Annotated in this window: 13 protein-coding genes; 3 read left to right on the top strand and 10 right to left on the bottom strand. The window is 65.4% G+C overall.

Features of this window, described 5'->3' with window-relative positions; all coding sequences use genetic code 11:
* Positions 1-75: 75 nt before the first annotated feature.
* The 9 genes from ALC15_RS17590 to cysG all read right to left on the bottom strand — a co-directional run bounded on the left by ALC15_RS17590 (position 76) and on the right by cysG (position 8,894).
* The gene (locus ALC15_RS17590) at positions 76-1,125 is read right to left on the bottom strand and encodes a sulfate/molybdate ABC transporter ATP-binding protein (protein WP_050628317.1); all 1,050 of its coding nucleotides are present in this window, start codon (positions 1,123-1,125) and stop codon (positions 76-78) included.
* A complete protein-coding gene (gene cysW / locus ALC15_RS17585; RefSeq protein ID WP_094193940.1) occupies positions 1,115-2,077 on the bottom strand; it encodes a sulfate ABC transporter permease subunit CysW in 963 nt (320 codons plus the stop codon). The genes ALC15_RS17590 and cysW overlap by 11 nt, the downstream gene beginning before the upstream one ends.
* A gap of 8 nt (positions 2,078-2,085) precedes the next feature.
* Positions 2,086-2,892 (bottom strand): sulfate ABC transporter permease subunit CysT, encoded by an 807-nt coding sequence (cysT, locus tag ALC15_RS17580; RefSeq protein WP_283806275.1) that lies wholly within the window; start codon positions 2,890-2,892, stop codon positions 2,086-2,088.
* Positions 2,893-2,938: 46 nt separating this feature from the next.
* Positions 2,939-3,928: a sulfate ABC transporter substrate-binding protein gene (locus ALC15_RS17575; protein ID WP_050628331.1), complete on the bottom strand. Its 990-nt coding sequence runs from the start codon at positions 3,926-3,928 to the stop codon at positions 2,939-2,941.
* Between the two features lie 289 nt (positions 3,929-4,217).
* Positions 4,218-4,946 carry a phosphoadenylyl-sulfate reductase gene (locus ALC15_RS17570; protein WP_050628315.1) on the bottom strand — a complete coding sequence of 243 codons (729 nt, stop codon included), beginning with the start codon at positions 4,944-4,946 and terminating at the stop codon, positions 4,218-4,220.
* Positions 4,943-5,458 (bottom strand): DUF934 domain-containing protein, encoded by a 516-nt coding sequence (locus ALC15_RS17565; RefSeq protein WP_050628314.1) that lies wholly within the window; start codon positions 5,456-5,458, stop codon positions 4,943-4,945. The genes ALC15_RS17570 and ALC15_RS17565 overlap by 4 nt, the downstream gene beginning before the upstream one ends.
* A complete protein-coding gene (locus tag ALC15_RS17560; protein ID WP_050628313.1) occupies positions 5,445-7,100 on the bottom strand; it encodes a nitrite/sulfite reductase in 1,656 nt (551 codons plus the stop codon). Before ALC15_RS17560 ends, ALC15_RS17565 begins: the two co-directional genes overlap by 14 nt.
* A 28-nt stretch (positions 7,101-7,128) precedes the next feature.
* The gene (locus ALC15_RS17555) at positions 7,129-7,446 is read right to left on the bottom strand and encodes a DUF2849 domain-containing protein (protein WP_050628312.1); all 318 of its coding nucleotides are present in this window, start codon (positions 7,444-7,446) and stop codon (positions 7,129-7,131) included.
* A complete protein-coding gene (gene cysG, locus ALC15_RS17550; RefSeq protein ID WP_050628311.1) occupies positions 7,443-8,894 on the bottom strand; it encodes a siroheme synthase CysG in 1,452 nt (483 codons plus the stop codon). The genes ALC15_RS17555 and cysG overlap by 4 nt, the downstream gene beginning before the upstream one ends.
* A gap of 244 nt (positions 8,895-9,138) precedes the next feature.
* Between cysG and cysD the strand changes: the two genes are divergently transcribed.
* From cysD to ALC15_RS17535, 3 genes are all read left to right on the top strand, one after another.
* Positions 9,139-9,933 (top strand): sulfate adenylyltransferase subunit CysD, encoded by a 795-nt coding sequence (gene cysD / locus ALC15_RS17545; protein WP_050425832.1) that lies wholly within the window; start codon positions 9,139-9,141, stop codon positions 9,931-9,933.
* Positions 9,934-9,957: 24 nt separating this feature from the next.
* Positions 9,958-11,877 (top strand): adenylyl-sulfate kinase, encoded by a 1,920-nt coding sequence (cysC, locus tag ALC15_RS17540; protein WP_050628310.1) that lies wholly within the window; start codon positions 9,958-9,960, stop codon positions 11,875-11,877.
* Between the two features lie 259 nt (positions 11,878-12,136).
* On the top strand, positions 12,137-14,299 hold the full coding sequence (locus ALC15_RS17535; protein ID WP_050628309.1) for a malate synthase G: 2,163 nt from the start codon (positions 12,137-12,139) through the stop codon (positions 14,297-14,299).
* A gap of 164 nt (positions 14,300-14,463) precedes the next feature.
* On the opposite strand, the gene ALC15_RS44840 is transcribed toward ALC15_RS17535, so the two are convergent.
* Positions 14,464-14,619, bottom strand: coding sequence for a Thivi_2564 family membrane protein (locus ALC15_RS44840; protein ID WP_021076357.1), 156 nt, complete (start codon positions 14,617-14,619; stop codon positions 14,464-14,466).
* Positions 14,620-14,692 lie beyond the last annotated feature (73 nt).

The following is a 14,692-nucleotide window of genomic DNA, read 5'->3' as shown; positions in this document are numbered from 1 at the left end:
TCCCCACCCGCTTTGCTCTCACGAGCAAGGCGACCCTCCCCTTCTTGGAGGGGAGGTTTGATGCGGCGGTCAGCCCTACTCTTGCGCGGCGAAGATCCGGTAGCGGCGGGGTTGCAGCGAGACGATTTCGCCGGCCTGCAATTCGCGGTCGCGCGGGGCGTCGATCTCGATCACGGTCCGGCCTTCGCTTCCCGACAAGGCGACCTCGGCGCGCTGGATCGGGCCGAACGAACGGACATGCCGGATGGCGCCTTCCAGGGCGCCGGCTCCCGCTGGGCCGACCGCCATGTCGTGGCGGCGGACGAACAGCTTGGCCGCGCCGGACGCCGCGCCCTGCGCCGGAATGTTGAGGGGACGGCCGTCGAGCCGCACCGCATCGCCCGCCACATCGACCGGGAGCACGATGGATTCGCCGATGAAGCCGTGCACGAACGCGGTCGCCGGATTGTCATAGACCTCGCCGGGCGAACCGATCTGCTCGATCCTGCCCTTGTCCATCACCACGACGCGGTTGGCGACCTCGAGCGCCTCCTCCTGGTCGTGGGTGACGAAGATCGAGGTGACGTGGATCTCGTTGTGCAGCGAGCGCAACCATTGCCTGAGCTCCTTGCGCACCTTGGCATCGAGCGCGCCGAACGGCTCGTCGAGCAGCAGGATGCGCGGCTCGATCGCGAGCGCGCGCGCCAGCGCGATACGCTGCCGCTGGCCGCCGGACAGCTGGCTCGGATAGCGGTTGGCGAGCCAGTCGAGCTGCACCAGATCGAGCAAATTCTTGACACGGGCGCGGATCGTCGCCTCGTCCTTGCGGATCGCGCGTGGCTGCACGCGCAGGCCGAAGGCGACGTTCTCGAACACCGTCATGTGGCGGAACAGCGCGTAGTGCTGGAACACGAAGCCGACCTGGCGCTCGCTGGCGCCGCGCGACAGCGCATTCTCGCCGTCGATCGCGACCTCGCCCGAGTCGGGCCAGTCGAGACCCGCGATGATCCGCAGCAGCGTCGTCTTGCCGGAGCCGGAGGGCCCGAGCAGCGCCAAGAGCTCGCCGTCGGCGACCTTGAGATCGACATTGTCGAGCGCGGCAAAGCTGCCGAACTTCTTCACGATATTCCTGACTTCAATCGCCATCGGGCACCTCTGCCTCGTCGAGCCGCCGCTCGAGCACGGTCTTCGCCACCAGCGTGATCAGCGCCAGCATCGCGAGCAGCGATGCGATCGCGAACGACGCGACGAACTGGTATTCGTTGTAAAGAATCTCGACCAGCAGCGGCATCGTGTTGGTCTCGCCGCGGATGTGGCCTGACACCACCGACACCGCGCCGAACTCACCCATCGCGCGCGCATTGCAGAGCAGGACGCCGTAGAGCAGGCCCCATTTGATATTGGGCAGGGTGACGCGGAAGAAGGTCTGCAGGCCGGAGGCGCCGAGCGAGATCGCGGCCTCTTCCTCCTGGGTGCCTTGCTCCTGCATCAGCGGGATCAGCGCGCGCGCCACGAAGGGAAAGGTGACGAAGATGGTCGCCAGCGCGATGCCGGGCACCGCGAACAGGATGTGGACGTTGTGCGCCTGCAGCCATGACCCGAAATAGCCCTGCGCGCCGAACAGCAGCACGAAGACCAGGCCCGAGATCACGGGCGAGACCGAGAATGGCAGGTCGATCAGCGTGATCAGGAAGGTCTTGCCGGCGAACTCGAACTTCGAGATCGCCCAGGCCGCGACCACGCCGAACACCAGGTTGAGCGTGACCGAGATCGCGGCGATCAGGAGCGTCAGCTTGATCGCGGCGAGCGCCTCGGGCTCCGCCAGCGCCGCGAAATAGGCGACGACGCCTTTCGAGAACGCCGAGGCGAACACGACGACGAGCGGCAGCACGACGAACACGCTGAGGAAGGTGATCGCCAGCGCGATGATGATGAGGCGGATCGGACCCGGCTCGGTGCGCGGGTTTTGCCGCGCGGCGACCGGCTCGGCGCGCACGATCTCGAGTCGCGGCGCCGGCGCTGCCACGCTGACATCGGTCGCGGGCGCGTAGCTCCGCAGCTGCGTGGTCGAGGTCGCCAATCCCGTCTGCATCGACATCTCGGACCTCAATGCACGGGAATGCGGGCCTGCGCCCAGCGCTGCAGCCGGTTGATCAGGAAGATGATCAGGAACGAGGCCACCAGCATCACGACCGCGATCGCGGTGGCATCGGCGTAGCGGAATTCGGACAGCCGGATCACGATCAGCAGCGGCGCGATCTCGGAGACATTGGGCAGGTTGCCGGCGATGAAGATCACCGAGCCGTATTCACCGATGGCGCGGGCGAAGGCGAGCGCAAAGCCGGTGAGCAGTGCCGGGATCAGGCTCGGCAGGATGACGCGAAACACGGTGTGCCAGCGATTGGCGCCAAGGCTCGCGGCCGCCTCCTCGATCTCGGGATCAAGATCGATCAGCACCGGCTGCACCGTCCGCACCACGAAGGGAATGCCGATGAAGACCATCGCGATGAAGATGCCGATCGGCGTGAACGCGACCTTGATGCCGAGTTCGGCGAGCGGCGCGCCGAGCCAGCCTTTCTGGGCGAACAGCTGCGTCAACGCGACGCCGGCGACCGCCGTCGGCAAAGCAAAGGGAATATCGACGATGGCGTCGAACAGCCGCCGGCCCGGAAAGCGGTAGCGCACCAGCGCCCAGACGATGATGGTGCCCATCACCAGATTTACGCAGGCGGCCGCAAACGACAGCCCGAACGAAATCTTCAGCGCATTCAGGGTGCGGCGGCTGGTGACGATGTTCCAGAACTGATCGAGGCTGAGCTCTGATGTCTTGAGGAACAGCGCGCCCAGCGGGATCAGGATGATGACGGAGAGCCATGTCAGGGTCAGTCCCATGGTGAGACCGAACCCCGGCAGCGTACTGCGTCGTGCGACCGCTGTGCTCACCATCCCCCCTTGTCAATCAGTTCTTGTAGATCTGATCGAAGATGCCGCCCTCGGCGAAGTGCTCCTTCTGCGCCTTGGTCCAACCGCCGAAAACGTCGTCGATCGTGAAGAGCTCAACCTTGGCGAAGGATTTTTCGTACTCCTTGGCGATCTCGGGATCGCGCGGCCGGTAGGAGTTGCGCGCGGCGATCTCCTGACCTTCCTTGGTGTACCAGTACTTCAGATAGGCCTCGGCGACGGCGCGGGTGCCCTTCTGGTCAGCAACCTTGTCGACGATGGCGACCGGCGGCTCAGCGAGGATCGACTGCGGCGGCGCCACGATCTCGAACTTGTCCGCGCCGAATTCGCGCAGCGCCAGGAACGCCTCGTTCTCCCACGCCAGCAGCACGTCGCCGACGCCGCGCTCGACGAACGTGACCGTCGAGCCGCGCGCGCCGGTGTCGAGCACCGGGACGTTCTGGTAGAGGTCGGCGACGAACTTCTTCGCCTTGTCGGCTGAGCCGAACTTCTTCTGCGCATAGCCCCAGGCGGCGAGATAGTTCCAGCGCGCGCCGCCCGAGGTCTTCGGGTTCGGCGTGATCACGGCAACGCCGGGCTTGATCAAATCGTCCCAATCCTTGATGCCCTTGGGATTGCCCTTGCGGACCAGGAACACGATGGTCGAGGTATAGGGCGAAGCGTTGAGCGCAAGGCGCTTCTGCCAGTCCGCGGCGATGAGACCCTTGCCGGCGATCGCGTCGATGTCATAGGCGAGCGCCAGCGTAACGACATCGGCCTGCAATCCGTCGATCACCGAGCGCGCCTGCGAGCCCGAACCGCCATGCGACTGCTTGATCTCGACGCTCTTGCCGGTGTCCTTCTGATAGGCTGCCGCGAACGCCTTGTTGAAGTCGACATAGAGCTCGCGCGTCGGATCGTAGGACACGTTGAGCAGCGAATAGTCGGCCGCGAAGGCCGAGCTCGCCCACAACAGTCCCGCGACCAGCGGCAGCACACGACGGATCATTTCGGTCTCCATTCAACCTGAGAATGTCAGGGAACACGTCAGACATAACTCACGGTGAAGTGGCCTGAAGTCAACGAAACCGGTTTTCTTTGTTTGCGGCCGTGCAGCGCGCCTGTGCTACGAAGCCGCCGCACCGCGAAGGCTTTGTCACGTCGCCAAACCTCGACGAAGGGTCATCGCGGTCTGGCGCGTTATCTGAGCATGATCTCCGCGCAAACGCTTCGCGCTTGTCGCAGGGAAAACCACTTCGCACTTTGCGCTAACGCGGCCCTCCGGGTCCGGATCATGCTCACGACATCTTCATCGTGTGGATGCCGCACTCGGTCTTCGCGCGGCCACGCCAGCGGCCGTCGCGTGCATCCTCGCCGGTTGCGGACCGGCTCGAGCAAGGCATACACCCGACCGACTGATATCCCGATGCGACAAGAGGATGCGGCGGCAGCTTGCCGAGCGCGTAGATCGCCTCGATCTCCTCGCGCGAGACATGGGCGAACGGGTTGAATTTCAGCCTGGCACCGTCGTGCTCGACGACGGGGATGTCGGCACGGGCGTTGCCCTGGAACCGCTTGCGGCCGTTGATCCAGCCGGCGAACGGCTTCAGCGCCCGCGCTAGCGGCTCGACCTTGCGGATGCGGCAGCAGGCATCGGGATCGGTGAACCACAGCTCGCGGTCCGGATCCTGGCGCGACAGCGCGTCCTCATCCGGCTTGATCGAGCGCACATCGGTCAGGCCGAGCGTCTTGATCAGCGTATCGCGATAGGCGAGCGTCTCCTCGAACAGCCAGCCGGTGTCGAGGAACACCACCGGAATCGCCGGATCGACATCCGCCATCACCTTGAGCAGCGCGGCGGACTCGGTGCCGAACGACGACACCAGCGCCAATTTCTCGCGGCCGACCGTCTGCAATGCGGCCGCGATCACCTCGGCGGGCGATGCGGTGCGCAGCGCGCGATCGAGTTCATCGGCCGCGGGCAACGCGACCGGCGCCGCCGGGAGCTGTCGTACGTGCGTGCTCACTGGCCGGCGCTCTCCGAATGGCGCAGCTGCATACGGCGGTTGAGCGCGGTGACGCGGCCGTCGCCGGTCGGCTGGTAGAACACCGAATAGCGCTTCATGGTCTGGGCGAACGCGTCGGCGTCGGCATCCTTCTTCACCTCGAAGGCGTCGAAGCCGGCGCGCGTCATGAACACGAACTGGTCGCGCAGAATCTGCCCGGTGGCGCGCAGCTCGCCGTCATAGCCATAGCGCTCGCGCAGCAGACGCGCCTGACTGTAGGCGCGGCCGTCGCGGAAGGTCGGGAACACCAGCGCTACCGTGGCGAGGCGATCGAGATGCGGCACCAATTCGTCGAGGTTACGGTTGTTCGGCCAGATCACGCCGACCTTGCCTGCGCGGCGCAGCAGCGCCTCGGGATCGGCGAGAAAACGCTCGGCCGTCACCAGCACCGCGCCATCGCCGGGCAGCTCGGCGCCGTCGGCGACATGCACGAACAAATCGGTCGTTAGTCTTCCCTGCTTAACGAGTGGCATAAACGCGCTCCCTGATCGGCTCGACGCCCAGACGCTTCACCGTATCGACGAACAATTCCTCGGGACGGTCGCGCAGCGCGAGATAGGCTTCGACAATGTCTTCGATCACGTCGGCGACTTCCGCGTAGGGAACGGCTGGGCCGATCAAGGTGCCCAACTGCGCGTTCTCATCGGCGCGGCCGCCGATCGTGATCTGGTAGAATTCCTCACCGTTCTTCTCGACGCCGAGAATGCCGATGTGGCCGACATGGTGATGGCCGCAGGCATTGATGCAGCCGGAGATGTTGATATGCAGCCGGCCGATCAGGTCGGCGGTGTCGTGGTTGGCGAAGCGCCGCGTCAGCTCCTGCGCGATCGGGATCGAACGCGCATTGGCCAGCGAGCAGTAGTCCAGCCCCGGGCAGGCGATGATGTCGGTGACCAGGTTGACGTTCGGCGTCGCAAGGCCGAGGCGATCGAGCGCCTTGAACAGTTGCGGCAGATCGCGCTTGGCGACGTGCGGCAGCGCCAGGTTTTGCTCATGGCCGACGCGGATCTCGCCGAACGAATATTTGTCGGCGAGGTCGGCGACCGCATCCATCTGCTCGGCGGTGGCATCACCCGGAGGGCCACCGACCGGCTTCAGCGACAGCGTCACGATCGAATAGCCCTGCACCTTGTGCGCCGACACCGAGTTCTTGCGCCAGCGCTCGAACAGCGGATCGTGCGCGGCCTGCTTCAGCTCGTCCGGCATGTGGGGCAGCTTTTCGTAGGCCGGATAGGAGAAGCGCGAGCGGACCTCCTCGATGGCGGCGTGGTCGAGCGTCAGGCCGACATCGCCCATCGCCTTCCACTCCTCCTCGACTTCCTTGGCGAACTTCTCGATGCCGAGCTCGTGCACCAGGATCTTGATGCGCGCCTTGTAGATGTTGTCGCGGCGGCCGTACTGGTTGTAAACGCGCAGGATCGCCTCGATGTAGCTCAGGATATCGCGGCCGGAGACGAACGGCTTGATGGTCTTGGCGATGAACGGCGTGCGGCCGAGGCCGCCGCCGACCAGCACCTCGAAGCCGGTCTCGCCGTCGGCGTTCTTGTGCAGCCTAAGCCCGATGTCGTGGATCTTGATCGCGGCGCGGTCGTGCTCGGCTGCGGTGATCGCGATCTTGAACTTGCGCGGCAGGAACGAGAATTCCGGATGCAGCGTGGTGTGCTGGCGGATCAGCTCCGACCAGATCCGCGGATCCTCGATCTCGCCCGGCGCGACCCCGGCCCACTGGTCCGAGGTGACGTTGCGCATGTTATTGCCTGAGGTCTGCATCGCATGGATGCCGACCTCGGCGAGATCGGCCAGCGCGTCGGGCAGCTCGGCGAGCTTGATCCAGTTGAACTGGATGTTCTGCCGGGTGGTGAAATGGCCGTAGCCGCGATCGTAGCGGCGCGCGACATGGGCGAGCCGGCGCAGCTGCTTGGACGACAGCGTGCCGTAGGGGATCGCGACGCGGAACATGTAGGCGTGCAGCTGCAAATACACGCCGTTCTGCAGGCGCAGGATCTTGAATTCGTCCTCGGTGAGTTCGCCGGAGAGGCGGCGCTTCACCTGGTCGCGGAATTCCGAAACACGCTCGTTGATCAGCGTGCGGTCGAGTTCGTCATAAGCATACATGTTCGGTGAGCCTTACGCCGTCGGCGCCTTACGCGGGAACCTGGAGATCGATGGTGACGCCCTTGGCGCGGATATGTTCGCGCAGATTGCCGGGCTTGACCTTGCCGCCGTCCTTGAGCTCGACCGGCGCGATGTAGGGGCCGACCGCCCCGACGTCGTCGGCGGTGGCTTCCGCCAGCAGCGCGCGGGCCTCGTCGGACGTGGTCACGATCGCCGAGTCGGCGAGTTCGGTGGACCAGCCTTGCCTGGCGGTTCGGTACACCACGGCACCGTCCCAGGTCCGGTTGGCGGTGACCATCGAGGGGCCCGTGATCCTGATTTTCTTCTGTTCAAGCGGAGAGGTCATTCGGCAGCTTTCAGCAGTTCGGAGAACATCTGGTTGGAGAACAGTTGGGTGACGTTGGATCGGCTCCACGGCGCGGAATGCGCGACCACGTCGCCGATGATGAGAACAGCGGGACCGCCGTCGACCTGTTTGACCAGTTCGGGCAGCCGCGCCAGCGTGCCGACCGCGGCCTTGGCGTCGGGTCGCGTCACGCGCGCAAACACGCCGACCGGCGTCTCCGGCGAGCGGCCCGCAGCGAGCAGGCCTTCACGGATCGACGGCGCGGCGGTCATGCCCATGTAGACCACGACGGTCATCTTGGTGTCGGTCAGCACCGACCAGTCGACGACCTCGGCATCGCGCGCCTTGTGCGCGGTCAGGAAGGTGATGCGCAGCGCCTCGTGCCGGAAGGTCAGCGGCACCTCGAATTGCGCGGCCGCGCCGAGACCGGCAGAGACGCCGGGAATGATGGAGTACGCCACACCGGCGTCGCGCAGCATCTCGATCTCCTCGCCGCCGCGACCGAAGATGAAGGGATCGCCGCCCTTCAGCCGCACCGCGCGCTGGCCCGACTGCGCCGCCTCGATCATCAGGCGGTTGGTGGCGTCCTGGCCGATGCCGGGCTTGCCGACGCGGCGGCCGACCGGAATCCGCGCGGCATCGCGCCGGATGCGGTCGAGAATTTCGGGCGACACCAATTCGTCATAGAACACGACGTCGGCATCCTGCAGCGCGCGCAGCGCCTTCACGGTGAGCAGATCCGGATCGCCGGGACCCGCGCCGACCAGCGTCACATGACCGACAGCCTTGCCTTCGGTATCGGCGCCGGCGAATGCAGCGGGATCTTCGATCGCATTCAGCGCCTGCTCGGCTTGGTCCGTGCGGCCGGCCAGCACCAGCGCGCCGATCGGGCCGTCGATGATGCGCTCCCAGAAGCGGCGGCGCAGCGGAAATTCCTCGATGCGGGCATGCATCGATTTGCGGAAGCGGCCGATGAAGCCGGCGAGATCGCCGATCCGTGCAGGCAACACCGCCTCGATCTTCTCGCGGATGCGGCGCGCCACCACCGGCGACGTGCCGCCGGTGCCGACCGCGACCACGACATCGCCGCGATCGACGATCGCCGGCATGATGAAGGTGGAGTGCACGAGGTCGTCCATCACGTTGACCGGCAGCCCAATCGCCTTGGCGCGCACCGACATCGCAACACCAACCTCGCCTGCGCCGGCACAGAGCACGGCGATGACATCGGAGAGATCGGCTGCAAGCGGATCGCCATCGGCGCGCTCGATGCGCGCGGCGTCCTCGGCCGCGATTCCTGCGAGCTCATGGTCGCCGTCGGTCGCGTACCAGCGAACCGCGGCGCCGGCGGCTGCGAGCAGCCGCAACTTGGCGCGCACGAGCTCGCCCGCTCCAACGAGCAGCACCTTGCCGCTTTGCAGATCCAGAAACACCGGCAGATATCGCATCAGACACTCGCTTCCCCAATTTGGGGGTTGACTGAAATTATTTTCTATTTATCTCTCGATCAAGCCCAGCAAAGAGAAAATTATTTCTTCTCTATTGCAGCGCAACTTTAGAATTTTCAACTCCACAGGCCAAGGCCAAGAGATGCATCTTCTCGACAACGAATCCGCCGCCGCCAGGACGCGGTCCGCAGCCCTTGCACAAGCATCTTCCGTGCCGGGAATTCCGGCGGCTCTGCCGCCGTCGATGGATCATCTCGACGAGTTGGAGGCGCAGAGCATCTACATTTTGCGCGAGGCGTTCGCCCGGCTGAAGAAGCTCGCGCTGCTGTGGTCGCTCGGCAAAGATTCCAACGTGATGATCTGGCTGGCGCGCAAGGCGTTCTTCGGCCGCGTCCCGTTCCCGGCGCTGCATGTCGACACCGGCAAGAAGTTTCCGGAGATGTATGCGTTCCGCGATCGCTTCGGCAAGGAATGGGATCTCGACCTGCGCGTCGAGCCCTGCCCGCCGATCGACGCCGTCGACCCCACCCTGCCGCCGGCGGCGCGCTCCGCTGCGCGCAAGACGGAGGGGCTTAAATGGGCGCTGAACAAATACGGCTTTGACGGATTGATCGCCGGCATCCGGCGCGACGAAGAAGCGACCCGCGCCAAGGAGCGCGTGTTCTCGCCGCGCGGCCTCGAGGGCGAATGGGACGTGCGCGACCAGCCGCCGGAATTCTGGGATCACTTCAATGCCTCGCCGCCGCAGGGCGCGCATTTGCGCATCCATCCGATCCTGCATTGGACCGAGGCCGACATCTGGGCCTACACCAAGCGCGAAGGCATTCCGATCATCCCGCTCTATCTCGCAAAGGACGGCAAGCGCTATCGCTCGCTGGGGGATCAGGACATCACCAACCCGGTGGCCTCGACCGCATCCAACATCGACGAGATCCTCGCCGAGCTCGACGCCACCAAGATCCCGGAGCGCGCCGGCCGCGCGCTCGATCACGAGACCGAGGATGCGTTCGAGCGGCTGCGTGTCGCCGGCTATCTCTGATCCCAGTTTGGCGTGAGCACTCTGATGAACATGATCCTTCCCACCGCCTCGATCTCGGCGACCCCCAACGGCACCACCCGTCCCCAGGTGCGCATCGTCATCGTCGGCCATGTCGACCACGGCAAGTCCACTCTAGTGGGCCGCTTGCTGCATGAGACCGGCAGCCTGCCGGACGGCAAGCTGGAGATGCTGAAGGCGGTCAGCGCACGGCGCGGCATGCCGTTCGAATGGTCGTTCCTGCTCGACGCGCTGCAGACCGAGCGCGACCAGGGCATTACCATCGACACCACCCAGATCCGCTTCCGCACCCGCTCGCGCGACGTCGTGCTGATCGACGCGCCCGGCCACGCGGAGTTCTTGCGCAACATGATCACCGGCGCCTCGCAGGCCGACGGCGCAGTGCTGATCATCGACGCGCTCGAAGGCGTCCGCTCGCAGACGCGGCGACACGGCTATCTCTTGCACCTGCTCGGCGTGAAGCAGGTCGCGGTGGTCGTCAACAAGATGGACCGGGTCGATTTCAGCGCGGCGCGCTTCAACGAGATCAGCGCGGAAATTTCGGCGCATCTGATCGGCCTCGGCGTGACGCCGACCGCGGTGGTGCCGATCTCGGCGCGCGATGGCGACGGCGTCGCCGAGCACACCCCGCGGATCGACTGGTACAAGGGACCGACCGTGGTCGAGGCGCTCGACGCGCTCGAGCCGGCAAAGCCGCTGGCTGAGCTGCCGCTGCGGCTGCCAGTGCAGGCGATCTACAAGTTCGACGACCGCCGCATCGTGGCGGGCCGCGTCGAGTCCGGCAGCCTGAAGGCCGGCGACGAGATCGTCATCATGCCGACCGGCAAGATCGCGAAGATCAAGACGGTGGAGAGCTGGCCGGTGACGCCGGTTGGCGGCCCGCAGGGCGCCGGACGCTCGGTCGGCATCACGCTCGACCGCGAATTGTTCCTCGAGCGCGGCGACATCATCGGGCATTCCGGGCAGAGCCCGCGCGACACCCGGCGCATCCGCGCCCGGATATTCTGGCTGCACGACAAGCCGCTGACCAAGGGCGAGCAGATCCTGATCCGGCTCGGCACCAAGGAAAGCCGCGCCACCGTGGTCGCGATCGAAAAGGCGATCGATCCGGGCGCGCTGTCTAACGAAGAGAACTCAGCGATCGCGCGCAACCATGTCGGCGAGATCGACATCTCGCTGGCGCAGCCGGTTGCGACCGATCCCTACACCGACAATCCGCGCACCGGCCGCCTGGTGATCGAGGTCAACGGCCGCATCGCCGGCGGCGGCCTCGTGCTGTCGGTCGACGCCGGCCGCCCTGCGGTGCCGATCGACATCGTGCCGGTGGAGTCAGCGCTGCGGCCCGACGAGCGCTCGGCGCGCTACCACCACAATGGCGCGGTGATCTGGCTGACCGGCCTGCCCGGCTCGGGCAAGTCGACGCTGGCGCGGGCGCTGGAGCGGCGCCTGTTCAGCAACGGCGGCTCGCCGATCCTGCTCGATGGCGACACCTTCCGCGCCGGGCTCAACAGCGACCTCGGCTTCTCGCCGCAGGATCGCACCGAGAACATCCGCCGCCTCGCCGAGGTCGCGACCCACCTGGCGCGCAACGGCCATATCGCGATCGTCGCCGCGGTGTCGCCGTCGACAGCCGACCGCGCGGCCGCGCGCCGCATCGCCGACAGCGCGTTCCGCGAGATCTATGTCGCCACCCCGGCCGAGGTCTGCGAGACCCGCGATCCCAAGGGCCACTACGCCAAGGCACGCGCCGGCGGATTGCCGTCGTTTACCGGCATCACCAACGACTACCAGGCGCCGGCCGGCAACGAACTGACCATCGACACCTCGAACCGCTCGGTCAGCGATGCCACCGACGAGATCGAGCGGATGCTGGCCACCACCGGCATCCTGTTCGACGAACTGACCGACCTCGCGGCGAATATCTGATCTTGCTCACCTGTCATCGTCCGGCTTGACCGGGCGATCCAGCATTCCAGAGACAGCAATTATTGAGCCGATGGGCCGCGGCGTACTGGATGCCCCGCTTCAAGCGGGGCATGACACCAGAGGGCGTGGCGGCAGGGGGCCTTCTCAGAGCCGTAGCTTTAGGGCTAAAAGGGCCGTGAACGCGGCCCTTTGGCGCGTTTTTTGCTGATTTCTTGGGAAAACAGCCCCTAAACGCCCCATTTCGTTGAGAAAGCCCATCATGACTCGTGTCGATGCCCATGGATTGAAGATCGCCCCTGTCCTGTTCGATTTCATCGCCAAGGAGGCGACACCGAAAACCGGGATCGCGCCGGACGCGTTCTGGGCAGGACTCGCCGCCATCATCCAGAAGCTCGGCCCGAAGAACCGCGAACTGCTCGCGGTCCGCGACACCTTGCAGGCCAAGATCGACGACTGGCATCGCGCCCACAAGGGCAAGGCGTTCGACATCAACGCCTACACCGCGTTCCTCAAGGAGATCGGCTATCTGCTGCCGGAGCCCGCGACCCACAAGGTCGAGACCGCGAATGTCGACGAGGAAATCGGCAAGATCTGCGGCCCGCAGCTCGTGGTGCCGCTCACCAACGCCCGCTATGCGCTGAACGCCGCCAATGCGCGCTGGGGTTCGCTGTACGACGCCTTCTACGGCACCGACGCGATCCCGCATGATCCGAGCGAGAGCGGCAAGGGTTACAACAAGGCCCGGGGCGACAAGGTGATTGCGAAGGCCAAGGCGTTCCTCGACGCCGCCGTGCCGCTCGCGACCGGAAGCCACACCGACGTGACGTCCTACGCCGTGATCGCGGGCCAGCTCTCGGTCAAGCTGAAGAGCGGCAACTCGACCGCGCTGAAGAACGGCGCCCAGTTCGCCGGCTATCTTGGCGACGCCGCCCAGCCGACCGCGATCCTGCTCGTCAACAACGGCATGCATGTCGAGGTCAAGATCGACCGCAGCAACGTCATCGGCAAGGACGATCCGGCCGGCGTCGCCGACATGATCCTGGAATCGGCGGTCTCCACCATTCTCGACATGGAAGACTCGGTCGCCGCCGTCGACGCCGAAGACAAGGTGCTGGTCTATCGCAACACGCTCGGCCTGATGAACGGCACGCTGTCGGCCGATTTCGACAAGGGCGGCAAGACGCTGACCCGCTCGCTCAATGCCGACCGCGTCTACAAGAAGCCCGACGGCAGCGAGCTGAAGCTGCACGGCCGCAGCCTGCTGCTGATGCGCAATGTCGGTCACCACATGTTCACCGACGCGGTGCTCGACGCCAAGGGCGAGGAAATCCCCGAAGGTCTGCTCGATGCCGCGGTCGCCGGCCTGCTCGCGATCCACGACCTCAAGGGAAATTCGAAGGTCAAGAACAGCCGCACCGGCTCGGCCTACATCGTCAAGCCGAAGATGCACGGCCCCGACGAGGTGACGCTGACCTGCGACCTGTTCGCCGAGGTCGAGAAGATGCTCTCGCTGCCGGAGAACACGCTGAAGGTCGGCATCATGGACGAGGAACGCCGCACCACGGTCAACCTCAAGGCCTGCATCCAGCGCGCCTCCAAGCGCATCATGTTCATCAACACCGGCTTCCTCGACCGCACCGGCGACGAGATCCACACCTCGATGGAAGCGGGTCCGATGATCCGCAAGAACGACATGAAGGCCCAGCCGTGGATCAAGGCCTATGAGGACTGGAACGTCGACAACGGCCTGATCGACGGCCTGCCCGGCCATGCCCAGATCGGCAAGGGCATGTGGGCCGCGCCCGACAAGATGGCCGACATGCTGGCGCAGAAGATCGGCCATCCGCAGGCCGGCGCCACCACCGCCTGGGTGCCGTCGCCGACCGCCGCGACGCTGCACGCGCTGCACTATCACCAGGTCAACGTGACCGCCCGCCAGCAGGAACTCGCCAAGGGCGGACCGCGCGCAAAGCTCTCCGACATCCTCACCATTCCGGTGTCGCAGTCGAACTGGGCGCCCGACGATGTGAAGCAGGAGATCGACAACAACTGCCAGGGCATCCTCGGCTACGTCGTGCGCTGGATCGACCAGGGCGTCGGCTGCTCCAAGGTGCCCGACATCCACGATGTCGGCCTGATGGAAGACCGCGCCACGCTGCGCATCTCGAGCCAGCATCTGGCCAACTGGCTGCATCAGGGCGTCATCACCCGGGATCAGGTGATGGAATCGCTGAAGCGCATGGCCGTCGTGGTCGACAAGCAAAACGCCGGCGACAGCCTCTACAAGCCGATGGCGCCGTCGTTCGACGGTGTCGCCTTCAAGGCGGCCTGCGACCTGATCTTCGAGGGCCGCACCCAGCCGAACGGCTACACCGAATACATCCTCACCGCGCGTCGCCGCGAGGCCAAGGCCGCCGGCTGATCTCGGGATCGCGACGACAAGTAAAAGCCCCGGCGATGAGCCGGGGCTTTTTTGTTGAGGTCAGATCTAGACGCGCCGTCATTGCGAGCGGAGCTAAGCAATCCATGCTTCAGCATAGCGGACGGATGGATTGCTTCGTCGCTTCGCTCCTCGCAATGACGAGGCTAGAACACCGCGAGATATTTCAGCAGCGAGACGATGCCGATGATGATGACGACGACGCGCGCGATCTGCTTGGCGCGGCCGTCGAGCGGCAGCATGTTGATCAGATAAAGAACGAGAATAATGACAAGGAAAGTGACGAGTACGCCGACGAGCATGCGGGGCCCCCTGATGGCATCGGTGAATGTGCTGTTCGCATTGAACTAACGTGCGAGAGGGAGGCCGGTTCCT

The organism is Bradyrhizobium viridifuturi (genome assembly GCF_001238275.1).
Classification (GTDB): Bacteria; Pseudomonadota; Alphaproteobacteria; order Rhizobiales; family Xanthobacteraceae; genus Bradyrhizobium; species Bradyrhizobium viridifuturi.
Note: the sequence above shows the minus strand (reverse complement) of the source record. Positions and strands in the feature narration are given on the sequence as shown.

Excerpts from the sequence above, each read along its gene's own strand:
- ALC15_RS17565 (WP_050628314.1), bottom strand. The coding sequence starts at position 5,458 with ATGCCACTCGTTAAGCAGGGAAGACTAACGACCGATTTGTTCGTGCAT.
- ALC15_RS17590 (WP_050628317.1), bottom strand. The coding sequence starts at position 1,125 with ATGGCGATTGAAGTCAGGAATATCGTGAAGAAGTTCGGCAGCTTTGCC.
- ALC15_RS17575 (WP_050628331.1), bottom strand. The coding sequence starts at position 3,928 with ATGATCCGTCGTGTGCTGCCGCTGGTCGCGGGACTGTTGTGGGCGAGC.
- ALC15_RS44840 (WP_021076357.1), bottom strand. The coding sequence starts at position 14,619 with ATGCTCGTCGGCGTACTCGTCACTTTCCTTGTCATTATTCTCGTTCTT.
- ALC15_RS17555 (WP_050628312.1), bottom strand. The coding sequence starts at position 7,446 with ATGACCTCTCCGCTTGAACAGAAGAAAATCAGGATCACGGGCCCCTCG.
- ALC15_RS17535 (WP_050628309.1), top strand. The coding sequence starts at position 12,137 with ATGACTCGTGTCGATGCCCATGGATTGAAGATCGCCCCTGTCCTGTTC.
- cysD (WP_050425832.1), top strand. The coding sequence starts at position 9,139 with ATGGATCATCTCGACGAGTTGGAGGCGCAGAGCATCTACATTTTGCGC.
- cysC (WP_050628310.1), top strand. The coding sequence starts at position 9,958 with ATGAACATGATCCTTCCCACCGCCTCGATCTCGGCGACCCCCAACGGC.
- ALC15_RS17560 (WP_050628313.1), bottom strand. The coding sequence starts at position 7,100 with ATGTATGCTTATGACGAACTCGACCGCACGCTGATCAACGAGCGTGTT.
- cysW (WP_094193940.1), bottom strand. The coding sequence starts at position 2,077 with ATGTCGATGCAGACGGGATTGGCGACCTCGACCACGCAGCTGCGGAGC.
- cysG (WP_050628311.1), bottom strand. The coding sequence starts at position 8,894 with ATGCGATATCTGCCGGTGTTTCTGGATCTGCAAAGCGGCAAGGTGCTG.